Origin of the sequence: Amycolatopsis sp. NPDC051371, assembly GCF_040682155.1 — a bacterium.
Taxonomy (GTDB): Bacteria; Actinomycetota; Actinomycetes; order Mycobacteriales; family Pseudonocardiaceae; genus Amycolatopsis.
The window spans coordinates 187038-209090 of record NZ_JBFBAG010000011.1; the positions used below are offsets into that span (position 1 = coordinate 187038).

The 22053-nt window shown below is 71.1% G+C and carries 23 protein-coding genes and 1 pseudogene; 12 read left to right on the forward strand and 12 right to left on the reverse strand.

The features are described 5' to 3' along the window. Positions 1–23: 23 nt before the first annotated feature. A complete protein-coding gene (locus tag AB0M59_RS16735; RefSeq protein ID WP_364615392.1) occupies positions 24–1175 on the reverse strand; it encodes a nitric oxide synthase oxygenase in 1152 nt (383 codons plus the stop codon). A gap of 406 nt (positions 1176–1581) precedes the next feature. On the opposite strand from AB0M59_RS16735, the gene AB0M59_RS16740 reads away from it, so the two are divergent. Then, positions 1582–2580: a GTP-binding protein gene (locus AB0M59_RS16740; protein ID WP_364615395.1), complete on the forward strand. Its 999-nt coding sequence runs from the start codon at positions 1582–1584 to the stop codon at positions 2578–2580. Between the two features lie 70 nt (positions 2581–2650). Further along, positions 2651–2932 carry a hypothetical protein gene (locus AB0M59_RS16745; RefSeq protein ID WP_364615399.1) on the forward strand — a complete coding sequence of 94 codons (282 nt, stop codon included), beginning with the start codon at positions 2651–2653 and terminating at the stop codon, positions 2930–2932. Here AB0M59_RS16745 and AB0M59_RS16750 read toward each other — a convergent pair. The 4 genes and pseudogenes from AB0M59_RS16750 to AB0M59_RS16765 all read right to left on the reverse strand — a co-directional run bounded on the left by AB0M59_RS16750 (position 2929) and on the right by AB0M59_RS16765 (position 5480). Continuing rightward, positions 2929–3084, reverse strand: a complete 156-nt coding sequence (locus AB0M59_RS16750) for a hypothetical protein (protein ID WP_364615494.1) — start codon at positions 3082–3084, stop codon at positions 2929–2931. The two genes, AB0M59_RS16745 and AB0M59_RS16750, sit on opposite strands and share 4 nt — an antisense overlap. Before the next feature lie 56 nt (positions 3085–3140). Continuing rightward, positions 3141–3338: pseudogene (locus tag AB0M59_RS16755) on the reverse strand (GNAT family N-acetyltransferase); the annotation flags it as partial. A gap of 61 nt (positions 3339–3399) precedes the next feature. Beyond that, on the reverse strand, positions 3400–4404 hold the full coding sequence (gene ligD / locus AB0M59_RS16760; protein ID WP_364615402.1) for a non-homologous end-joining DNA ligase: 1005 nt from the start codon (positions 4402–4404) through the stop codon (positions 3400–3402). Further along, a complete protein-coding gene (locus AB0M59_RS16765) occupies positions 4401–5480 on the reverse strand; it encodes an ATP-dependent DNA ligase (RefSeq protein ID WP_364615405.1) in 1080 nt (359 codons plus the stop codon). The genes ligD and AB0M59_RS16765 overlap by 4 nt, the downstream gene beginning before the upstream one ends. 69 nt (positions 5481–5549) lie before the next feature. On the opposite strand from AB0M59_RS16765, the gene AB0M59_RS16770 reads away from it, so the two are divergent. Together AB0M59_RS16770 and AB0M59_RS16775 are read left to right on the forward strand one after the other, a co-directional pair. Continuing rightward, a complete protein-coding gene (locus tag AB0M59_RS16770; protein ID WP_364615408.1) occupies positions 5550–6056 on the forward strand; it encodes a DinB family protein in 507 nt (168 codons plus the stop codon). Beyond that, a complete protein-coding gene (locus AB0M59_RS16775; protein ID WP_364615411.1) occupies positions 6056–6982 on the forward strand; it encodes a squalene cyclase in 927 nt (308 codons plus the stop codon). Before AB0M59_RS16770 ends, AB0M59_RS16775 begins: the two co-directional genes overlap by 1 nt. 21 nt (positions 6983–7003) lie before the next feature. On the opposite strand, the gene AB0M59_RS16780 is transcribed toward AB0M59_RS16775, so the two are convergent. After that, a complete protein-coding gene (locus AB0M59_RS16780) occupies positions 7004–8185 on the reverse strand; it encodes a DUF1015 family protein (protein WP_364615414.1) in 1182 nt (393 codons plus the stop codon). 125 nt (positions 8186–8310) lie between these two features. Between AB0M59_RS16780 and AB0M59_RS16785 the strand changes: the two genes are divergently transcribed. Beyond that, positions 8311–9825, forward strand: coding sequence for an MDR family MFS transporter (locus AB0M59_RS16785; RefSeq protein WP_364615417.1), 1515 nt, complete (start codon positions 8311–8313; stop codon positions 9823–9825). A gap of 6 nt (positions 9826–9831) precedes the next feature. Here the strand turns inward: AB0M59_RS16785 and AB0M59_RS16790 are convergent, their stop codons facing one another. The 3 genes from AB0M59_RS16790 to AB0M59_RS16800 all read right to left on the reverse strand — a co-directional run bounded on the left by AB0M59_RS16790 (position 9832) and on the right by AB0M59_RS16800 (position 11759). After that, a complete protein-coding gene (locus AB0M59_RS16790) occupies positions 9832–10308 on the reverse strand; it encodes a hypothetical protein (protein WP_364615420.1) in 477 nt (158 codons plus the stop codon). 96 nt (positions 10309–10404) lie between these two features. Beyond that, entirely contained in the window at positions 10405–11286 is an 882-nt protein-coding gene (locus AB0M59_RS16795; protein WP_364615423.1) for a TIGR03854 family LLM class F420-dependent oxidoreductase, read from the reverse strand. 35 nt (positions 11287–11321) lie between these two features. Continuing rightward, positions 11322–11759 (reverse strand): MarR family transcriptional regulator, encoded by a 438-nt coding sequence (locus tag AB0M59_RS16800; protein WP_364615426.1) that lies wholly within the window; start codon positions 11757–11759, stop codon positions 11322–11324. A gap of 64 nt (positions 11760–11823) precedes the next feature. On the opposite strand from AB0M59_RS16800, the gene AB0M59_RS16805 reads away from it, so the two are divergent. Both AB0M59_RS16805 and AB0M59_RS16810 read left to right on the forward strand, forming a co-directional pair. After that, the gene (locus AB0M59_RS16805) at positions 11824–12216 is read left to right on the forward strand and encodes a DUF5313 domain-containing protein (RefSeq protein ID WP_364615429.1); all 393 of its coding nucleotides are present in this window, start codon (positions 11824–11826) and stop codon (positions 12214–12216) included. 16 nt (positions 12217–12232) lie between these two features. Next, entirely contained in the window at positions 12233–13168 is a 936-nt protein-coding gene (locus AB0M59_RS16810; RefSeq protein ID WP_364615432.1) for an RluA family pseudouridine synthase, read from the forward strand. Positions 13169–13185: 17 nt separating this feature from the next. Here the strand turns inward: AB0M59_RS16810 and AB0M59_RS16815 are convergent, their stop codons facing one another. Then, positions 13186–13764: a hypothetical protein gene (locus AB0M59_RS16815; RefSeq protein WP_364615491.1), complete on the reverse strand. Its 579-nt coding sequence runs from the start codon at positions 13762–13764 to the stop codon at positions 13186–13188. Between the two features lie 241 nt (positions 13765–14005). Here AB0M59_RS16815 and AB0M59_RS16820 point away from each other — a divergent pair, with 241 nt between their 5' ends. The 3 genes from AB0M59_RS16820 (at position 14006) to AB0M59_RS16830 (ending at position 16467) form a co-directional block, all read left to right on the forward strand. Beyond that, positions 14006–14581, forward strand: a complete 576-nt coding sequence (locus AB0M59_RS16820; RefSeq protein WP_364615435.1) for a dihydrofolate reductase family protein — start codon at positions 14006–14008, stop codon at positions 14579–14581. Positions 14582–14615: 34 nt separating this feature from the next. Continuing rightward, positions 14616–15242 carry an alpha-ketoglutarate-dependent dioxygenase AlkB gene (locus tag AB0M59_RS16825; protein ID WP_364615438.1) on the forward strand — a complete coding sequence of 209 codons (627 nt, stop codon included), beginning with the start codon at positions 14616–14618 and terminating at the stop codon, positions 15240–15242. Between the two features lie 268 nt (positions 15243–15510). Continuing rightward, positions 15511–16467, forward strand: coding sequence for a DUF1152 domain-containing protein (locus tag AB0M59_RS16830; RefSeq protein WP_364615441.1), 957 nt, complete (start codon positions 15511–15513; stop codon positions 16465–16467). 4 nt (positions 16468–16471) lie between these two features. On the opposite strand, the gene AB0M59_RS16835 is transcribed toward AB0M59_RS16830, so the two are convergent. Further along, positions 16472–17749, reverse strand: coding sequence for a cytochrome P450 (locus AB0M59_RS16835; RefSeq protein ID WP_364615444.1), 1278 nt, complete (start codon positions 17747–17749; stop codon positions 16472–16474). Positions 17750–17802: 53 nt separating this feature from the next. Beyond that, positions 17803–19464 carry a peptide-N4-asparagine amidase gene (locus AB0M59_RS16840; protein WP_364615447.1) on the reverse strand — a complete coding sequence of 554 codons (1662 nt, stop codon included), beginning with the start codon at positions 19462–19464 and terminating at the stop codon, positions 17803–17805. A 238-nt stretch (positions 19465–19702) separates the two neighbouring features. Here AB0M59_RS16840 and AB0M59_RS16845 point away from each other — a divergent pair, with 238 nt between their 5' ends. Further along, positions 19703–20698 carry a LacI family DNA-binding transcriptional regulator gene (locus AB0M59_RS16845; protein WP_364615450.1) on the forward strand — a complete coding sequence of 332 codons (996 nt, stop codon included), beginning with the start codon at positions 19703–19705 and terminating at the stop codon, positions 20696–20698. A 77-nt stretch (positions 20699–20775) separates the two neighbouring features. After that, positions 20776–21987 (forward strand): MFS transporter, encoded by a 1212-nt coding sequence (locus tag AB0M59_RS16850; protein WP_364615453.1) that lies wholly within the window; start codon positions 20776–20778, stop codon positions 21985–21987. Positions 21988–22053 lie beyond the last annotated feature (66 nt).

The following is a 22053-nucleotide window of genomic DNA, read 5'->3' on the forward strand; positions in this document are numbered from 1 at the left end:
GCCACCGGCCCTCCCGGCCTGACTCAGTCCGGTGAGAGGAACGCCGGTCGCTCCGCGGGATCCGGCGGGTCGTAGTACCGGTGGAAGACCGGGGTCTGACCGCCGGACAGCGGCGGGACGATCCAGCTCCAGTCGGCCGGGCACCGGCGGCCGGACCGTTCCTCGCGGTCGAGGTGGGCCAGGAACCGCCGCGACTCGGTGTGGTGGTCGGCCATCGTCACGCCGGCCGCGTCGAACGAGTGCTGCACCGCGAGCGTCAGCTCGACCAGCGCCCGGTCGCGCCACAACGTCCGTTCGGACGCGGTGTCCAGACCCATCAGCTCGGCGATGACCGGCAGCAGGTCGTAGCGCTGCTCGTCGGCCAGGTTCCGGGCGCCGATCTCGGAGCCGAGGTACCAGCCGTTGAACGGCGCGGCGGGGTAGGTGACCCCGCCGATCTCCAAGGGCATGGTGCTGATCGCCGGCACGGCGTGCCAGCGCAGCCCGAGCCCGGCGAACCAGCGGTGGTCGGGGTGGGTCAGCGGGACCTCCAGGACGGCGTCCGCGGGCAGCGTGTAAAGGCGTTGATCGCCGGGAGTGGCCTCGACCATCAGCGGAAGCACGTCGAAGGAACCTCTTCGCTCCGGTGGCCGCCACCCGAGTCTTCGCACCTGCTCGGTGAACTCCGCGTAGCGCGGGTCGCCGAGCACCGAACCGTCTTCCAAGCGGTAACCGGCGTAGCGGATCAGCTGCTCGTTGTGGATCCGCGGCCCGGGCTCGGCGGGCGCGTCCGGGGCGAACACCGTGATCGTGGGCCGGATCCGGCCGCCGCGGGTGGCCTGGCGGAGGTGGGCGACGCACTCGCCGGCGATCGCGGCCGGATCGGTGACGCGGCGCCGGTCTCGAATCCGGAGGCTGTTCCAGTACAGCCGGCCGATGCAGCGGGCGGAGTTGCGCCACGCGACGCGCGCACCATACGCCAGCTCGGCCGCGGTGTGCCGATAGGTGCCCGTTTCGGCGATTTCCGCGCGCACCTCCGCCAGCCGCGTCTCGAAGCGATCGCCTTCCTCGGCGGCGCCTTCGGCGAACATCCGGTCCAGGAATTCCTCCGCTTCCGCGGAATTGACGACTTGCTCCGCCGAGACGCGCTGGTAGACCGGCAGCGCGGATGTCACCCGCTCGGGGGTAACCGTCACGACGTCACCCCACTCTCCGAAATCGTGATCTGCATCCCGACGGAAAGGTTCACCGTTCCTCCGATGGTCGCCGACAACAGGCCTGGCCGGAAGTCACTGCGGCAGCAGCACCTCCGGCCAGGCCGGGGAGAGTACCCCACGTTTTCCCCGGCGCAATCCACCGGACGTGAACGACGTCCCACCCAATACCCTCGCCAGGGAAAACACTGGAAATTGGCTACTACCAAGCGTTATCCGGACATGTCGGAGCGCATTTTCCGTCAATCGATCACTGTGGACAGTGAAAAGGGGGTGATCCTTTTCCGCCGCGCCGCCTGCGTCTTCTCGTGGGCATTCGGCGAACGGCCTACTCCGCCGGCGGTCACCCGTGTATCGACGCGCCCGCGCGCGGCGTTAGAGTCGTTTCGTGCGCAAGATCCCCGTGGTCCTCGTCGCCGGGTTCCTCGGCGCGGGCAAGACGACGCTGCTCAACCACCTGCTCGCCAACCGCGAGGGCGCCCGGGTCGGCGTCGTGGTCAACGACTTCGGCAGCGTGAACGTCGACGCGCTGGCCGTCGCCGGGCAGGTCGACACCATGGTCTCGCTCGGCAACGGCTGTCTGTGCTGCGCGGTCGACAGCAGCGGGCTCGACGCGATGCTCGGCCGGCTCTCGAGCGCGGAGGCGGGGATCGACGTCATCGTCGTCGAGGCCAGCGGCATCGCCGAGCCACGCGACCTGATCCGGCTGATGATCGCCAGCGAGAACCCGGACATCCGCTACGGCGGGCTCGCGGAGGTCGTGGACGCCGCCGAGTTCGAGGCCGCGCGCGAACGGCACCCCGAACTGGCCGACCACCTGCGGCTGGCCGACCTGGTGGTGCTGAACAAGGCCGACCGGGTGTCCGCCGAGGCGCTGGCCAAGGTCACCGCGACCGTCGAGGAACTGGCGCCGGGCCGTCCGCTGCTGGTCACCTCGCACGGGCGCGTCGACCCGCGGCTGTTCTTCGACCCCGAGCCCCGCGGCGAGCGAGTGGGTCAGCTGTCCTTCGACGACCTGCGCGAGGACGACCACTCGGAGCACCTGCACGCCCGGTACGAGACGGTCACCTTCACCGCGGAGACGCCGCTCGCCCCCCGCGCGTTCGTCGAGTTCCTCGAGCGGCGGCCGGCCGGGCTCTACCGGATGAAGGGCCAGGCGGACTTCGCCGCCGATGAGCGCTTCCACCTGCACACCGTCGGCGGGTTCGTGCAGCTCGAGCGGTCGGCGTGGCTGTCCGGCGCGCCCCGGCGCACGGAGCTGGTGCTGATCGGCGCGGGTCTGGACACCGGCGCGGTGCTGGCGGACCTGGAACGGTGCGTCGCTGCGGATCCGTCGGCGGTCGACGAGCGCGGGCTGATGTACATCACCCGGTACCTGCCGGCCTGACTTCCGGTCGCCACGCCGACGTTCGGCAAATGCCCGCCGGTCGCGGAGGCGGCGACGGAGACTGGCGGCCATGACGACCACCGAGGTGAGCGCACCACGCTGGTACCTGGTCGGCGTGCTGCCCGAAGAAGTGCCGTTGGCCCACGTGATGACCCGCTCCGGCGACCTCCGCTACCGCCGTTCGGCGTGCGGCGAGAAGGAGTCCCGCAGCTGGAAGCCGGTGGACTTGACGACGTCCGAGGTCGCACCCTGCCCGGCGTGCGTCGCGACGCTGCCCGCCCCGCCGGTGGGCGTCCGAGTCGCCCCGACCGGCGACGACCTCGGTCAGCTCAGTCTCGACTTGGAGCTCTAGCTCGTCTCGGGTGTCGCGAGGAGCTTTTCGTAGCAAACCGACTCGGGATCGTCCTCGTACGGCGGGAAGTTCGGCACGCGCCGGTACCCCGCCCGCTCGTACAGCCGCATCGCCGCCGGCTGGCGCACACCCGTCTCCAGCCGCAGCCGCACCCTCCCCCGCTCCGCGCGATCCGCTCGGACTCCGCCACCAGCGCCGTCGACACGCCCGTGCCGCGCGCGTCCGGGGCGACGAACATCCGTTTCAGCTCGTACAAGCCCGGCCCGACCGGCTCCACCGCGCAACACCCGATCGCCCGCGGGCCGTCACGGGCCAGCAGGTACCGGGTCGCCGGGTCCAGCGGGCGCGGGCGGGAGTCCGGCGGCAAGTCGTAGACCACGACCAGCTCGGCCGTCATCGCCGTCATCAGCGCGAGCAGGAACCCGTCGTCGGCCGGGCATTCGGCGACCGTGGACACTTCGGCCACCTCACGCCTTCTTCGCCCGGCTCGGCGCGACGCGGGGCGGCTCGTTCGGCATCTTCGGGTACACCGGCGGCCACGGCGCGTCCATCAGCCCGTTCTTCATGTCCACTTCGGACATCTCCAGCAGCGGCGCGATCGACTGCGGCCGCTCCCCCGCCCCGGCCCACGGATCGCCACGCTCGGCGACCCGGGCCGGCACCGTGCTCAGCGTGAACGCGTCGGGCTCGACGCCGTCCAGCTCGTCCCACCCGATCGGCGTGGACACCTGGCCGCCCACCCGCGGCCGCACGCACCACGTGCCGAACACGGTCTTGTGCGGCGCGTTCTGGTTGAAGTCGACGAACACGCGCGAGCCGCGCTCTTCCTTCCACCACTGCGCGGTGATCTTCTCCGGGTGCCGCCGCTCCAGGGCCCGCGCGAGCGCGACCGCCGCGGCCCGAACCTGGAAGCTGTCCCAGCGCGGCTCGAGCATCACGTACAGGTGCAGCCCCCGCGAGCCGGACGTCTTCAGGTGCCCTTCGATGCCGTGCTCGGCCAGGAAATCCCTGGTCAGCAGCGCGGCCTCGCGCAGGTCGTCGAACCCGATCCCGGGCGACGGGTCGAGGTCGACGCGCAGCTCGTCGGTGACCTCCGGAGTGTCGGCGAGGTACGGCCAGACGTGGAAGCCGAGGCAGCCCAGGTTCACCGCCCACAGGATGTGGGCCAGGTCCTTGGCGACCAGGGCGTCGCTCGTCGTGCCGTTCGGCGTCGAGACGACCGTGGTGCTCAGCCACGACGGCGCGCCCTTGGGCACGCGTTTCTGGAACCAGTTCTTGCCGCCGGCGCCGTCCGGGTAGCGCTCCAGCAGCAGCGGGCGCCCGCCGAGCCGGGCCAGCAGCGGCCCGGAGACCGCCCGGTAGTACTCGACCAGTTCGAGCTTCGTCTGCCCCTGCTCCGGGAAGTAGACCTTGTCCGGGCTGCTGATCTTGACCTCGACGCCGTCGACGTCGAGCAGCATCGCCTCGCTCATCTCGCCTCCCCGAACAGCTTCGCGAGCTCGGCGGGCGGCGCCTCGTCGAGCTGGGCGTACGTGCACGACTCCGGTGTGCGGTCGGGCCGGAACCGGACCAGCCGCCCGCCGTGGCGGAACCGGCCGCCCTGCAGGTGCTCGTAGCGGACCTCCGCCACCCACTCGGGGCGCAGCGCCTCCCAGGACAGGTCCTTCTGCGGCGCCCAGCGGCTGTTCGCGCCGGGTTGCCGACCGGGTTCGGGCTCGTATTCGGCCCAGGACCGCCACGGGTGGTTCTCGAGCGCGTTCTCCCGCAGCGGCGCCAGCTCCTCGACCAGCTCGGCCCGCCGCGCCTTGGTGAAGCTGCTGGCCACGCCGACGTGGTGCAGCACGCCTTCGTCGTCGAACAGGCCGAGCAGCAGGGAACCGACGCCGGCGCCGTCCTTGTGCCAGCGGAACCCGGTGACGACGCAGTCGGCCGTGCGCTCGTGCTTGACCTTCAGCATGACGCGCTTGTCCTGCTCGTACGGCAGGTCGGCGGGCTTGGCCATGACGCCGTCGAAGCCCGCGCCCTCGAACCGGGTGAACCAGTCCTCGGCCTGGTCGGGGTCCTCGCTCAGCGGGGTCAGGTGGACGCGCTGCAGGCCTTCGGCCTCGGTGCGGAGGATGCTTTCGAGCTGCTTGCGCCGCTCGCGGAAGGGCGCCTCGGTGAGGTCGGTGTCGCCGAGGGCGAGCAGGTCGAAGGCGATGAAGCTGGCGGGCGTCTCCTCGGCGAGCTTGCGCACGCGCGACGCCGCCGGGTGCAGCCGCAGCTGCAGCACCTCGAAGTCGAGCCCCTGGGGCGTGACCAGCACGATCTCGCCGTCCACGACGCAGCGGGGCGGCAGCGCGGCGGCCAGCAGCTCCACCAGCTCCGGGAAGTACCGGGTCAGCGGGCGGTCGTTGCGGGAGCCGAGCTCGATCTCGTCGCCGTCGCGGAAGACGACGCAGCGGAAGCCGTCCCACTTGGGCTCGTACAACAGCCCCGGGGTGCGGGGCACCTCGTGCACGGCTTTCGCGAGCATCGGCCGGACGGGCGGCATCACGGGCAGGTCCACGCCGGGGATCCTAATTGACCCCACCGACACTCTTGTTATGGAAACTGCTCGGTGTGTTACACACTGTCGGTGACTACCGAACGCCCCGAACCGCCGCTGGTCGGGGGCGAGCGCGAAATGCTGCGCACGTTCCTCGACTTCCACCGCGCCACCCTCGCCATGAAGTGCGACGGACTGTCCGACGAGGACCTCCGCCGGGCGTCGAGCCCGCCGTCGACGCTGTCGCTGCTCGGCCTGGTCAGGCACATGGCGGAGGTCGAGCGCACCTGGTTCCGGCGGGTGATCAACGCCGAGGACGTTCCGCTGCGGTGGTCGGCCGAGGGCGACTTCCAGGCGGCCTACGACGCGAGCACTTCGACGCGCGCGGAAGCGTTCGAAGCGTGGCAGACCGAAGTGGAGCAGTCGCGCAAGATCGAAGAGGCGGCCGAGTCCCTGGACGTCACCGGGCACCAGGCGCGCTGGGGCGAGGACGTCTCGCTGCGCCTCGTGATGCTGCACATGATCCACGAGTACGCGCGGCACAACGGCCACGCCGACTTCCTGCGCGAAGCCATCGACGGCGTCACGGGGGCCTGATGGACGTGCTCGCCTGGTTGCGCGACTCCGACCCGGCACTGCGCTGGCAGGTGGAGCGCGACCTGGCGGGCGAGCCACCGTCCGTTTGGGAGGCGACGCGGGCGCGCGTCGCCTCCCAAGGCTTCGGCGCGCGGCTGCTGGCACTGCAGGACCCCGACGGCCAGTGGGCGGGCGGCGCGTTCTTCCCGGCGGGCTTCAACGGCGGCGAAGCCCAGCCGTGGACGGCGACGACGTGGACGCTGAACTCGTTGCGCGAGTGGGGGTTGGACGCGTCGGTGTTGCGCGGAACCGCCGCGTTGCTGGCCGAAAACAGCCAGTGGGAGTACGAAAACCTGCCCTACTGGGACGGCGAAGTCGACTGCTGCATCAACGCCTGGACGCTGGCGAACGGGGTGTGGCTCGGCGCGGACGTCGCGGGGATCGCCGACTGGTTCGTCTCGCACCGGCTGCCCGACGGCGGCTGGAACTGCGAGTGGATCGAGGGGGCGACGCGCTCGTCGGTCCACTCGACGCTCAACTCGCTCAAGGGCCTGCTCGCGTTCGAAACCGCCACGGGAGGCACGGCCGATACCCGCGCGGCGCGGCTGTCGGGCGAGGAGTACCTGCTGGAGCGCGGGTTGTTCCGGCGGCTTTCGACGGGCGAGCCCATCGCGCCGTGGGTGGGCGAATTCTCGTACCCGATCCGGTGGTACTACGACGTGCTCAACGCGGCTTCGTACTTCCGCGACGCGGACCGGCCCGACCCGCGGATGGCGGACGCGATCGAGCTGATCCGCGCGGCCCGGCAGCCGGACGGGACGTGGCTCCAGACCGAGCGGCACACCGGCCGGGTGTGGTTCGAGGTGGACGTCCCGCCGGGCGAGCCGTCGAAGTGGCTGACGCTGATCGCGACCCGGGTCCTGACCTGGTGGGACGCCCGGGGCTGACTCACGCTCAGGCCGCGCCGGTCAGCCGAGTCTCGCCACCCGCTCGAGCTCCGCCAGCACCAACCCGCTCCGCGGCTTCGGCGTGAAGTACGTGGCCTTCCGCGGCATCCGCCGGCCGGCCGCGTGCACCGCGAGGACGTCCGAATACCGCACCGGCGCGAGCAGCACCACCGCGTCCGCGTCGGCGGGCAACGGCCGGCCCGCGGGCAACGGCAGCACGCACGGCCCGTCCGGATCCACCCCGAGCGCCTCGGCGAACAGGACCCGTTCGACGATCTCGTGGTCGATCACCGGTGCCGGCCCCGGCAGCTCCGGGAGCGGGATACGCAGCACCGCCGAACCCGCGCGGACCACCACCTCGCCCGTGACGGGCACCGCGTGCTCGTCGTACCGGACGTCCAGGCCGGCCGCGCACCAGCGTGACACCAGGTCCTCCGGGCCGAGCCCGGTGCCCGTCAGGACCCGGTCGATCGCGCCGATCCGCAGCTGCGGCCCCGCCGTGACCAGGGCCAGCAGCGCGCCGTGCCCGGCCGCCGCGGCCGCGGCCACCCGGTGGTTGCCGTCGGCGACCAGCAGATCGGCCCCGGCAACCGCGGCCAGCAGCCGGTTCTGCAACGGCCCCGCCGGCACCACCCACAGGTCGTGCCGCCGACCGGCCGCGTCCGAAGTGGACAGATCGGGCAAACCGAGACTGGCGCAGGCCCGTTCGACCTGCTCGGTCAGCACGTCGCCGCCGGACGCCGGGACGAGCATCGCCGCGCTCGTCGCGCAGCCCAGCCCGGCCAGCACCGCCGCGCGCTCGGCCACGACGTCGGCGTAGACGTCCTCGGTGTGCCGGACGCGCGCCGCGCCGTCGTCGGTCACCGCCGCCGGGTCGACCAGGCACAGCAGGCCGAGCGCGACGCCGTCCGGCCCTTCGATCCGGTAGGGCGCGACGAACTCCCGCACCGGCCGGTAGAACCGCTTGCGGAGCCGTTCGAGCACGGCCCGCGCGACCGGGACCGCGGCGGCCAGGTCGAGCCCGCTCGCCAGCGCCGCGGGCGTGCGGGCCGGGTGCTGCACGGCCAGCAGGCTGTCCGCGGCGCCGGGCGCGGCCAGCGCCGCGACAACGCGGTCGGGCTCGGCGAACTCGTCGACGTCGGGGCCCGGCACCGCGTCGCGGACCACCCACCCCTGGCCGATCGGCCGGATCCAGTCGCTCATCCCACCCATCTTCCGGGATGCGCACTGTGACGGAAATTCGCTGGGGTGCGGCGCCCCCGGATGGAATGCTTAGGACTGCAAAGTAGTTGACCCCGGTCATGACCGCCCCGAGGAGCAGCCCGCCGATGACGAGCACCCCCGCCACCAGCGTGAAGGGGGTCGGTTTCCGGTCGGAGCGCGGCCCGGTGCTGATCGCGGTCATGCTGAGCACCGCCCTGGTCGCGCTGGACAGCACGATCATCGCGACCGCCGTCCCGTCGGTGGTGCGCGACCTCGGCGGGTTTTCGCAGTTCCCGTGGCTGTTCTCGGTCTACCTGCTCACCCAGGCGGTCACCGTCCCGCTCTACGGCAAGTTCGCCGACGTGCTCGGCCGCCGCCCGGTGATGTTCTTCGGGATCGCGGCGTTCCTCGTCGGCTCGGTGCTGTGCGGCGCCGCGTGGAGCATGCCGGTGCTGATCGCGGCGCGCGCGGTGCAGGGCATCGGCGCGGGCGCGATCCAGCCGATGTCGATGACGGTGATCGGCGACCTCTACACGGTGAAGGAACGCGCCCGCGTACAGGGTTACGTCGCGAGCGTCTGGGGCATCGCGTCGGTGGTCGGCCCGACACTCGGCGGCGTGTTCGCGGAGTACCTGGACTGGCGGTGGATCTTCTTCATCAACCTGCCGCTGGGTGCGATCGCCGCGCTGATGCTGTTCCGCAACTTCGCCGAGCGGGTGGAGCGCAAGCCCCACAAGGTCGACTACACGGGCGCGGCGCTGCTGACGGTCGGCTGCTCGCTGGTGATCCTGGGCCTGCTCGAAGGCGGCGTCGCGTGGGCGTGGGGCTCGGTGCCGAGCGTGGCGATCTTCGTCACGGGCGCGGTGGTGCTGGTGGCGTTCGTCCTGGTGGAGAAGCGTGCCGCCGAACCGGTCCTGCCGCTGTGGGTGTTCACCCGGCGCATCCTGGTGGGCGGCAACCTGCTGGCGGTGGTGGTCGGCGCGGTCCTGATGGGCCTGACGTCGTACCTGCCGACGTACGCACAGGGCGTGCTCGGCGCGGGCGCGCTGGTGGCCGGGTTCGCGGTGGCGGCGCTGACGGTCGGCTGGCCGCTCTCGGCGTCCCTGGCGGGCAAGATCTACCTGCGCATCGGCTTCCGCGACACGGCACTGATCGGCACGGTGTTCGTGGTCGGCGGCGGCGTCCTGGTGGCCCTGCTGGACGCGTCATCGTCGATCTGGGCGGCAGCGCTGGCGGCGTTCGTCCTGGGGTTGGGCCTGGGTTTGACGTCGAGCCCGACGCTGGTGGCGGTCCAGTCGGTGGTGGGCTGGGACCGCCGCGGTGTGGTGACGGCGACGAACCTGTTCAGCAGGTCCCTGGGCAGCGCAGTGGGAGCGGCGGTCTTCGGCGCGATCGCCAACGCGACGCTGGCTTCGCGGTTCGCTTCGCCGCCGGCGGAGGTGGCGGGCAAGCTCCCACCGTCGGTGGACGCGACGAGCCTGGTGCTGGGCGGACACTCGGATTCACCGGTGGCGACGTTCGTTCGTGGGGCCTTGGCGGAGGCGACGCACTACGTGTTCATCGGGTTGCTGGTGGTGGCGGCGGTCTCGGTCGTCGCGTTGCTGCTCATGCCGCGGAAGGCGGAGCAGCTGGAGTTCTAGCTCCCGTCAGTGGTTGGCTCCGGAGCAGGCGGCGGCGTCGCGGTCGCAGACGGCCCAGCCGTGCACACCGTGCCAGTAGTCGGTGATGTCGAAGTCGACGTACTCGATCCCACCCGGGCTGTCGGCCGTGAGGCCGATCGTCCCGAACGACCACGTGTAGTCCGCGCTCGGGCAGTAGCTGCCGCCGTTCGGCGGGTACCGCTTGATGCCGGCGACGATGACCGATCCCTGGCGTCCGTCGAGCTGGAAGTTGACGCATTCGCCGCCCTTGACGAACAGCTTGACATTCGACAACGTCACGGACTTCAGCGAGGTCGACCAGCTCATCGTGCCCGTCAGCGACCCGGCCGTGGCTCCCGTGCCCGCCGAGTGGACAGCCGCGACGGCGAACCTGGCCGGCCTGGCATCAGCGGTGCCGATGGTCGCTGCCACCACTGTCGCCGAGATGCCGAGGATGGTCGCGAGCCGGGCGAAACGACGCATCGCGGGAGTCCTTCCGGGTGTCCGATCGGGGTCGCGGCGGACACGCGCGGGTACAGCCGCTGGTTGAGGCCGGGGATCACGGCTCACCCGAACGGCTCAGTTCTGCAGCGGTACCAGCTCGGCCTGGAACTTCTCCAGGAACTCGTCGAAATCCCCGTGCCCCGGCCGGATGACGAACTTCGACAGCCCCGCCTCGATGTACTGCTCCACCAACCGCCGTGCCTCGGCCCAGCTGGTCGCCACCAACTCCGAAACCGGCACCCCGGGACTACGCCGAGCCGCCATCGCCGCCAGCTCGGAAGGCACGCCGCGATCGGCCACCACCAGGCTCAGCCCGAAGTGGTCTTCCTCGATTTCCCGCCCCGCCTCGGCCGCGGCGGCCTGGATCGCGACAACGGCCTCCCGCGCCTGCGACGGCGTGTGGAAACTCCCCAGCCACCCGTCAGCCAGCCGGCCCGTCCGACGCAAAGCCGCCGGAGCCGAGCCGCCCAACCACACGTCCAAGCGCTTCGCCGGGCGCGGCCCCAAAGACACGTCGGATACCTGGAAAAAAGAACCGTCGAAGGAGACGTTGTCCTCCTCCAGCAACCGCCGCAGCAAGACGAGCGACTCGTCGAACACCGCCGCCCGCCGACCGGCCGGCACCGGGAACAGGTCGTGCTCCGCCGGGCGCGCCGGGCGCAGCCCGAACACCGGCAGCACCCGCTTCGGCGCCAACCCCGCCAACGTCAGCAGCTGCTTCGCCACCAGCACCGGGTGCCTCCCCGGCAGGATCGCGACGCCCGTGCCGACCTTGAGCTTCGACGTCCGCGCCAGCGCGTGCGTCATGCCGATCATCGGGTCGACCTCGGGCGAGTACACCAGCTCGGACAGCCACAGCGAGTCGACGCCGGCGCTCTCGAGCCGTTCCGCGAGCCCGGCGAACTCCGCCGGCCCGGTCCCCGCCGCCGGCGCGACGCCCAGCCTGATCTTCAGCACACCGTGCTCAACCCTGCCCGGTACCGGGGCATTCCTCAGGCCGTGGCGTCGATGACCCGCGACAGCACGCCGTGGAGCGCCTCCAGCTCGGAAACCTCCATCCCCAGCGTCTCGACGACGCGATACGGGATCTTCTCGGCCTCGGCCCGCAACGCCCGCCCGGATTTCGTCAGCTCGACGATCAGCTGGCGCTCGTCGGACCGGCTCCGGGTGCGCGTGACGTAGCCGAGCGCTTCCAGCCGCTTGAGCAGCGGGGACAGCGTCGCCGGCTCGTGCCTCAGCGACGCGCCCAGGTCCTTCACCGACCGCGGCGACCGCTCCCACAGCGCCAGCATCACCAGGTACTGCGGATGGGTCAGGCCGTACGGCTCCAGCAGCGGCCGGTAGATCGCGATCACGCTGCGCGAAGCCACCGACAGCGCGAAACACACCTGCCGGTCGAGCTTCAGGGGGTCCTCACCCAGGTCGATCATGGCGCGATCCTAACGTGGCCCACGAGACAATTAGTACACTAACTATTAGTGTACTCTAGACCTCATGGAACGACCTGGTGTACTTCGCTGGTTCGGTTACGCCATCGGCGTCAAGCTGCCCGGCCGCTACAAGGACTGGGCCCTGCACGACGCGACGTCGAAGCACTGGCGGGCCCGGTACGTGCTCCAGCGCTCGGTCGGCATCGTGCCGCTCTGCGCGGTGTGGCTGCTGCTGCCCGGCTCGATCTGGCTGCGCCTCTCGCTGGTGCTGATGGCGGCGCTCGTCGCGTACTTCTACTCCTGCGCCTACATGGAGGAGAGCATCGAGCACCGGCTCGGCCGGCAGGGCTTCCCGCACCACACCGGCCGCCGCGTCCGCGCCGAAGCGGCCGAGGCGAAGAACGCCGAGGCGACGGCCCGCTACATCGCGCGCTACCGGACGCCGTCGGAGGGTTAGCTACAGTCGGGGGACGATGAGACGCAAGCTCCGGCCCCCGATTCCGCCCCGCCACGGGCTGGAGCCCGCCCGGCTGAAACTGCCCGACGGCGAGTGGCCGACCCTGCTGGCGCATCTCGTCGACCGCCTCCCGCGGGTGACGCCGGACCGGATCGAGCAGATGCTGCGCGAAGAACGCATCCACGGCGCCGACGGCCCGCTCGGCGTCGACGAGCCGTACGCGCCCGGGTCGTTCATCTGGTTCCACCGCGACCTGCCGGACGAAGTACCGGTGCCGTTCGACATCCGCGTCGTGCACCGCGACGAGCACCTGCTGGTCGTCGACAAGCCGCACTTCCTGGCGACCATCCCGCGCGGGCAGCACATCCTCGAGACGGCGCTCGTGCGGCTGCGCCGCGACCTCGACCTGCCGCACCTCTCCCCCGCGCACCGCCTCGACCGGGTCACCGCCGGGCTGGTGATGTTCGTGATCACGCCGGAGCTGCGCGGGAAGTACCAGACGCTCTTCCGCGACCGGAAGATCCACAAGGAGTACGAGGCGATCGCGCCGTACGACCCGGCGCTGGAACTGCCGCGGACCGTGCGCAGCCGGATCGTCAAGGAACGCGGCGTACTGGCCGCGCAAGAGGTGCCGGGCGAGCCGAACGCCGAGACCTACGTCGAGCTGGCCGGGCACCGCGACGGCCTGGGCCGGTACCGGCTGGTGCCCTCGACCGGGCGGACGCACCAGCTGCGCGTGCACCTGAGCGGCCTCGGCGTCCCGATCCTGGGCGACGACTTCTACCCCGAGCTGCGCGAGAAGCCCCTCGGCGACTTCACAAAACCCCTGCAGTTGCTGGCCCGCGTCCTCGCCTTCGACGACCCGGTCACCGGGACGCACCGCCGGTTCACCAGCGGGCTGCGGCTGGCCGCCCACGACGGCCTCGACGCGTGGGCGGCGCCCCCGGCGTGAACCGGGGGCGCCGGCCGCTACTTGTGCCAGAATTTGATCCCGCTCCACGTCACCGTGATCGGTCCCGCGCCGCTGGACGTGCGGTAGCTGCCGAACTTGTCGTAGTAGCTGCCGCCCGGGCTCGAGATCGTCTGCTTCAGCGAGCCGTTGAGGTACACCTTGTGCGAGCTGCCGACCTGGTTGATCGTGTTGACCCGCACCGATGTCCCGACGGTCGCGCCGCTGCCCAGCGTCGCCCCGCCTTCGACGGCGTACATCCGGCCGCCCTTCTCGACGGCCAGCAGGAAGTACGGCCCGGCGCTCGAGCCGTCCCGGAACGTCTGCTTGAGACTGATCCGGGAGCCGGACATGCTGGTGATCTTGAAGGAACCCTCGAACTGGTGGGTGCCGCCGGAATACGTGGTGTACCGGCGTTCCGCCCGCTGCTCACCGCTGGCCGACGAGCAGGTCAGCTTGAAGGTGAGCCCGGAGACGTCGCCGCACCCTTTTTCCTGTGTGTTGAAGCTGGGCGAGTCCGAGATCCAGGACCCGCCGCCGACCTGGGCGTCCGCGTTCGGGACCAGGACCGCGAGCCCCGTCACGACCGCCGCGAGCACGCCCGCGCCGCGAAGTCTGCGCACCGTCAACCTCCTGTGTCACTCGAGGCGGCGGTGACCGGACACAGGTTCAGACCTTTGTCCGGCGTGGGAGTGACTGTACGAGTCCGGGCGACCACGGGCAAGACCCACTTTCGCGCCGGGCAGTGCGTCGGAAGTTTTCCGCGCGGCGCTGTCGAATCCGGCCGACGTCGTTCGACACACTGGTGGAAGCACGCAAGATCGACCTAGGAGCACCCGCATGCGCACCCTGATCTCCACCTCGTTCGTCTCGCTCGACGGCGTCGTCGAAGGACCCGGCGGAGAGCCGGGCTACCGCAACTCCGGCTGGACCTTCAAGGACATCGAGTTCGACCCCGCCGCCTACGCCATCAAGGGCGCCGAGCAGGAAGAGGCGACGGCACTGCTGCTCGGCCGGGTCAGCTACCAGGCGTTCGCGCCGGTGTGGCCGGGCATGACGGTCGAGTTCGCGGGCTACAACGCGATGCCGAAGTACGTCGTGTCGACCACCCTCCAGGAGTCCGACCTGGTGACGAACTGGGGCGAGACGACCATCCTCCGATCCCTCGACGACGTCGCCGCGCTCAAGGAGACCGAGGGCGGCCCGATCATCGTCAACGGCAGCGCGGCGCTGAACCGCGCGCTCGCCGACGCCGGCCTGGTCGACCGCTACCACCTGCTGGTGTTCCCGGTGCTGCTCGGCGCGGGCAAGCGGCTGTTCAGCGAGACCGACAAGGACAAGCAGGCCCTGAAGCTCGTCGACAGCGAGTCCTACGGCAACGGGATCCAGAAGCTCGTCTACGACGTCATTCACTAGAACAGGTGTTCGATCTTGGTGTAGGCTGGGGACCATGAACCCGGGTCTCCAGTCTTCACTGTTCGCCACCCAGGGCTCGATTTCGCTGCGCCCACTCGCGCCCGAGCGGACCGATCTCGGCTCGGGCGCGTGGGTCGACATCCAGCCGGGCTGGCTAGAAGGTGCCGACGAGCTGTTCGCGGCGCTGGTCGAGGGCGTGCCGTGGCAGGCGGAGAAGCGGAAGATGTACGACCGCGTCGTCGCCGTGCCGCGGCTGCTGAGCTACTACCGCGAGAACGTGCCGCTCCCCCACGCCGTGCTGGCCGCGGCGCGGGACGCGCTGAGCAAGCACTACCTGCGTGAGCTGCGCGAGCCGTTCCGCACGGCGGGCCTGTGCTACTACCGCGACGGCCGCGACAGCGTCGCCTGGCACGGCGACCGGATCGGCCGCGGAGCCCGCGAGGACACGATGATCGCGATCCTCTCGGTCGGCGCGGCGCGCAACCTGGCCCTGCGCCCCCGCGGCGGCGGAGGCAAGACTCTGGCGCGCCCGTTGGGTCACGGCGACCTGCTGGTGATGGGCGGAAGCTGCCAGCGCACGTGGGAACACTCCGTCCCGAAGACAGCCAAGCCGGTCGGCCCGCGGATCAGCATCCAGTTCCGGCCCCGCGGAGTGAACTGACTCCGAATTCACGTGATCCGAGCCGGATCTCGCGTGCTCGAGCACGGAACTCGCGTGATCAGGGACGGAACTCGCGTGATTGAGCGCGGAACTCGCTGGATCGGCGAGTTCCGCCTCCAATCACGCGAGTTCCGGCCTCAGTCACGCGAGTTCCGGCCTCGATCACGCTGGTTACGGCCTTGATCACGCGAGTCCCGGCGTGGTCTCGCGAACGGGACGGCGCGGTCAGTCCACATAGGACGTTCCGAACTCCCCGTAGGATGGTCCTGTGCACACTCTCGCCGAACCGCCCCTCTTCGCCCGGCTCAGGCCCGCCCGCCGGGTCCTCATCGCCGGCGCGGGCGGCGGCTTCGACGTCTACGCCGGACTTCCCCTCGCCGTCGCCCTCCGAGCGCAAGGCAAAGAAGTCCACCTGGCGAACCTCGCCTTCAGCGACCTGAACCGGCTCGACCTCGACGACTGGCTCTCCCCCGACGTCGCCACCGTGCGCCCCGGCAGCGCGGGCGACGACGCCTACTTCCCCGAACGGACCCTCGCGCGGTGGCTCGATACCCAGGGCTGGCCACCCGTCGTCCACGCTTTCCCTCGCACCGGTGCCCGGCCGCTGCGCGAGGCATACCGCTACCTGACAACCCACCTGGCCGTGGACACCGTCGTGCTCGTCGACGGCGGCACCGACATCCTCCTGCGCGGCGACGAAGCGGGCCTCGGCACGCCCGAAGAGGACATGGCCAGCCTCGCCGCGGTCGCCGCGCTCAAGGGCGTGGACCGGCTCGTCGTGAGCCTCGGCTTCGGCATCGACGCCTTCCACGGCGTCTGCCACGCCCACGTCCTGGAGAACCTCGCCGCCCTCGACCGGGAAGGCGGCTACCTCGGGGCGCTGTCGATCCCGTCGGCCTCACCAGAAGCCCGGGCGTACCTGGATGCGGTCGCGCACGCGCAGCGCGCGACCCCGGACCGGCCGAGCATCGTGCAGGGCCAGATCGCCGCCGCGCTGCGGGGCGAGTTCGGGAACGCGCAGTTCACCACGCGCACGGCAGGCAGCGAGCTGTTCGTGAACCCGCTGATGGGCGTCTACTTCACCGCCGACCTCGCGACCCTTGCCGCGAACGTCGGCTACCTCGCCGAACTGGCTGACACGGACACCGCCATCGAGGTCGCCCTGGCCATCGAAGCCCATCGGGACCGCGTGCGACGGCGGCCGCGGCGGGCCATCCCGCACTGAGGCGTCAGTCCACCAGCACCGGCAGCTCGTCCAGACCGTACACAATGGACACCTTGCGGAACGAAAGTTCGTCCGCCGGCACCGCGAGCCGCAGGTTCGGGAACCGGCGGACCAGCGCCGGGTACGCCGTGCGCAGCTCCATCCGTGCCAGTTCCGCGCCGATGCAGCGGTGGATGCCGTAGCTGAAAGCCAGGTGCGACGTCGGCTCGCGGGTGGCGTCGAACTTCTCCATGTCCGCGCCCAGCTTCGGGTCGCGGTCCGCGGCCGACAGCGACACCAGCACGATGTCGCCCTCGGAGATCCGCTCGCCGCCGATCTCCATGTCCTCCTTGGCGAACCGCGGGAACGCCATCTGCACCACCGTCAGGTACCGCAGCAGTTCCTCGACGAACTTGTGCACGGACTGCTCATCGCCGCGGACCGCTTCGAACGCCTTTTCGTCGCGCAGCAGCACCAGCGCGCCGAGCGCCAGCATGCTGGCCGTGGTCTCCAGGCCGCCGGTGAGCACGCCGTCGGCGAGGCCGGCCAGCTCGCGGTCGGAGATCTCGTCACCGTGCTCCTTGATCAGCATGCCGAGCAGGCCGTCGCCGGGCTCCTCGCGCTGCTTCTTCACGATGTCGAGCAGGTAGGTCAGCGACTCCGACATCGCGCCGAGCGACGCGCTCGCGCCGCCGAAGAGGTCGAAGCGCGCGGTGCCCAGCCGCTGGAAGTCCTCGCGGTCCTCGTAGGACACGCCGAGCAGCTCACAGATGGTCAGCGACGGGATCGGCAGCGCGAAGGCCTGCCACAGGTCGACCGGGCCCTCGGTCTTGGCCATCGCGTCGAGCTGCTCGGTGACGATCTCGTCGATGCGCGGGATCAGCCGGTTGAGCCGGCGCATGGTGAACTCCGGCGTGAGCAGCTTGCGCAGCCGGGTGTGCACCGGCGGGTCCGCGAAGCCGAGGCCGCCCGGGTTCTGGTCCTCGGTCACCCCGGCGCTGCCCACCAGGTTGGCGAAGTCGGTGGAGAACTCCGTCACCTTGCCGAGCACGGCCTTCGCTTCGTCGTAACCCGTGACGAGCCAGGCATTCATCCCGAACGGCAGGTCGAGCTTGCTGATCGGCGCCTCGGCCCGGATGGCACCGATCTCGGCGACCGGGTCGAGGCCGTCGCGCTTGAGCGGCTGCAGCGCCGCGTCGGGTAGGAAGGACGACATCTTCTCGAGGTCGAAGCCCTTTTTGGACTGGCGCGCGAGATACCGTCGCCCGACCCAGCCCAGGACCCGTGAGCGGAGACTCCCCATGGATCCGACAGTACCGCACTAGCCCGATCGGGTGAGGCACCGCGAGAGCTGTTTCACCTCCGCGGCGGGAGCTCCCGGTTCTCGGTGATCAGCCCGTGCTCGCTCGCGACGTAGTGGAAGTACGGCCGGCCGAGGTCGTCGGAACCGGCGAACGAGGTGCGCGAACGGCCGTCGGCCTCGGTGTTGACGCCGTTCGTGCGGGCCAGCACGCCGGACGAGCTCAGCCACTCGGTGGAAGCCCGGACCGGCCACCACCGCCGGCCGTCGCCGGTGAGGTCGCCGAGGGTCTGCGTCATCTCGGCCGAGCCGGAGATCCGCAGGTTCTGGTCGTCGGTGATGGTCGCGGTCGCGTCGGTGGTCAGCGGGTAGGACCAGGTGTGCCGCGCGGCCGAGCGCACCCGTCCGTCCACAGTGGACGTCGAGGTCTGCTGCCCCGAGTCGCCCTGCACGACGTGCTGGGTGAAGCCGCCGCCGGTGACGTCGTCGCTGTTGCGGTAGTCGCGGGTGCGCTCGACACGCGAGTACACGCGCCCCGCGGAGGTGTCGACGTAGCCCGCGGTGACGTCGTGGCGCTTCGCCGTCACCGTCACGTTCACGCCGTCCTCGATGTCCTTCACCGCCGTCTGCCGCACCGGCGCCGCCGCGACGTCGTGCTGGGTCAGGGCGCCGGAGGTGTGCGTAGCTTTTTTGTCGGTGTAGAGCAGTAGCGTCGGGACGACGGTGAATTCGCCGCCGATGTCCGGGAAGGAGAAGGAGAGGTCATGAGTCCCGCCGTCGACGAGCCGGCCCGCGAACGGCGTGATGTCGTAGGTTTCGGCCTGCAGGCTGAAGGTGTCGATCGCGACGACCGGGCGCCACAGCTGCGGCACGATCCCGCCGGAGTAGATGTGCGGGAAGGTGAACGCGCTGCCGGCGGGTGTCCCGTCGAGCGCGAAGTTCGCTTCGCGGTACGGGCCCTTGCCGCAGAGCCCGGCCGCGGGGTACTTCGCCGACACCGCGTCCGGGACGTCGTCGAACCACTGCTCGTCGCAGGCGTGACCTTCGAGGGTGACTTCGAGGTAGGCGCGGGTGATGTTGCGCGGCAGGTCCTTCGCGGTGAAGTGCACGGTGGGCGCCGCGGGTGTCGCGTCGACGTGCCCGAACCCGGCGACGTGGTCGGCCGTGGCGGGCGCGGGGTGCTTCCGGTCGGCCTGGTAGTAGGTGAGCGTCACGGTCTGCGCGTAGACGCCGGTGTAGATCGGCGAGTTGTAGTTCTCGATGCCGCCGTGGAACGGCTGCGGCGTGCGCAGCAGCGCGGCGTACGGCGTCAGGTCCTTGTCGAAGTGGTAGGTGATCGGGCGGGTGCCCTCGCCGCTGGGCTCCTCGGTCGTCCCCCACCAGACCTCGGTCTCGCCGATCCGCAGGTCGCCGATCCGGTCGTACTGGCGGCCGCCGACGGTGACCGTCTGGTCCATCACGACCTTCGCCCACGGCCCGGCGCAGGCCTTCGGCGGCGTGAGCGTGCCCTCGTAGAACTGCGGGGTGCCGTCGGCGGCGTTGGAGCGGAAGGCGTCGGCCAGCGTGACAGTGCAGTGCGGGGTGTCCGGCCGCGTCACCGCGGGCGCGGCCGTCACGGGATCGTCGGTGCTGCCCTCGACAATGGGGGCGGCCGAGGCGATCGCCCCGGAGAGCACCCACGTCAGCACCACGGACAGGACGATCGTGAAGATCCGCACCCGGACTCCTCCCAACGGCAGGCACATCCGCTGCGGAGCCTAGTGCCGCGATCATCCGACGAACGGGTGGACATGGACCGGACAGGGCCGCCCGGATCACCGTGGCCGCCGGTCTGACCGAGTGACGTGCCACCCTGTGCGGCCTCGTGGAGCGGAAACCGCCGCCCCGGCGGGATCCAGGCGCGATGAAACGTTTCATACCCGTGGTAGGCTCACGCTTTCTCTGCGAGGGGGTGCTTTGGTCGGCATCAAGGACGTCGCCAAGCGGGCCGGCGTCTCGATCGGCACGGTGTCCAATGTGGTCAACCGGCCGCACGTGGTCGCGGTGGCCACCCGGAACCGGGTGCTGTCGGTGATCGAAGAGCTCGGCTACGTCCGCGACGAGTCGGCGCGCCAGCTGCGCGCCGGCCGCAGCCGGATCATGGGGCTGCTCGTGCTCGACCTCGGCAACCCGTTCTTCGTCGACGTCGCCCGCGGCGCCGAACAGGCCGCGCACGCCGAGGGCCTCAACATCATCACCTGCAACAGCGGCCAGCGGTCCGACCTCGAGGCGTCCTACCTGGCGATGTTCGCCGAGCAGCGGGTCCGCGGTGTGCTGCTGAGCCCGGTCGCGACCTCCGGGGAGGCCCTGCGCGCGTTCCGCCGCAGCGGCACGCCGTACGTGTTCGTCGACCGCAAGGCACCGACGTCCGAGGCGAGCTCGGTCGCGGTGGACGACATCGCGGGCGGCGCGCTCGCGGCCCGCCACCTCCTGGAGACCGGCCACCGCCGCATCGCGTTCGTCAACGGTCCCGCCATCCTCGCCCAGTGCCGCGACCGCGAGCAGGGCCTCCGCACGGCGCTGGAGGGTTCGGGCGTCGAACTGACTGTCCTCGAGGCGATCGGCCTCGACGTCTCCTCGGGGCGCGACGCGGGCGCTCGCCTGTTGGGCACGAGCCCCCGCCCGACGGCGGTGTTCTGCGCGAACGACCTGCTGGCCCTGGGGGTGCTGCAGGCGATGGTCGGCGCGGGCGTGCGCATCCCGGAGGAGATGGCGATCGTGGGCTACGACGACATCGAGTTCGCGGGCGCGGCGGCGGTCCCGCTGACGTCGGTCCGCCAGCCGGCCCAGCGCCTCGGCCGCACGGCGGCGGAGCTGCTGCTGAACGAGACGGCCGACACGACCGTCGAGCACCAAGCGGTGGTGTTCACCCCGGAACTGGTCGTCCGCGAGTCGACCCGCGTGCGTCGCTGAGCGTGACCAGCACCGCACGAAAATAGTTTGGCCTGCTTACGACTTTTCGGCACACTGCCGCTCATGGGGCTTAGCGCGTGACGAACAGGTGGGTGCGGCTGCAGGCCGTCGCGGTGTCCGGTTCCTCCGCCGAAGGGCTGATGCTCGCCGCGCTTCCGCTGCTCGCCGTCTCCATCACCACCGATCCGCGGGAGATCTCGCTGATCGGCATCGCCGGGCAGGCGCCATGGCTGCTGCTTTCCCTCTTCGCCGGCGTGCTCATCGACCGCGTGCGGCGGACCGCCGTGCTGGCCTGGGCCTACGCCGTCCAGGTCGGCGCCGCGCTCGTGCTCGCCGCCGCCGCGTCGGCCGGGCTGCTCAGCCTGCCCGTGCTGCTCGTCGTCGCCTTCGTCGTCACCTCCGCGCAGGTGCTCGGGGACGGCGCCAGCGGGGCGCTCGTGCCCGAGCTCGTCGAGCCGGACCGGCTCGCCCACGCCAACGCGCGCCTCACCGTGATCGACCGGGGTGTCGTGCAGTTCGTCGTGCCGCCGCTGACCGGCTTCCTGATCGCCGTCGGCGCCGGGGCGCCCGCGTGGCTGGCGGCCGCCTGCGCGCTGGCCGCACTCCTCATGGCGCGGCGCATCCCGTCCGAGTCGAGGACCATCGCGCGCACGCACCCGTTGCGGGACCTCTCGGCCGGGCTCACGCACCTGGTCCGGACGCCGCTGCTGCGGTCGATCACGATCAACGTCGCGCTCGGCTCGTTCGCCGCCAGCGCCGGCAACTCGATGTTCGTGCTGTACGCGACCCAGGTCCTGCACGTCGGCTCGGTCGGCTACGGCCTGCTGCTCGCCTGCCTGGCGGTCGGCTGGGTGGCGTCGTCGTTCGTGGTGCAGAAGATCGTCGACCGGTTCGGGTACGCGTGGTCCATGCGGGGCGCGCAGAGCCTCGGCGCGGTGGCGCCGCTGCTGCTGGCCGTGCTGCCGCCGTGGCCGCCGCTGATCGGCGTGGTGCTGGTCTTCCTGACTTCGATGGTGCTGATCTGGAACGTCTGCTCGCAGTCCAGCCGCCAGCGCTTCACCCCGGCTCCGCTCCTCGGCCGGGTGCTGACCAGCCACCGCGCGCTGGCCTGGGGCCTGACCCCGCTGGGCGCGCTGACCGGCGGCCTGGTCGCGGCCCACTGGAGCCTGCGGGGCGTCTGGGTGGTGGTCGCGGCGATCCAGGCCCTGAGCGCGATCCTCGTGTGGATCCAGCTCTCCCCGGAAGCCTTCCGCCGCACCGAGCTGGCGATGGCCGAAGCCGCGGGCTGAACGGCACTTTCGTCCCACCACACGCGTTGAAGCCCGGCTTGAAACCCGGGTGGCGCACCGGGTCGG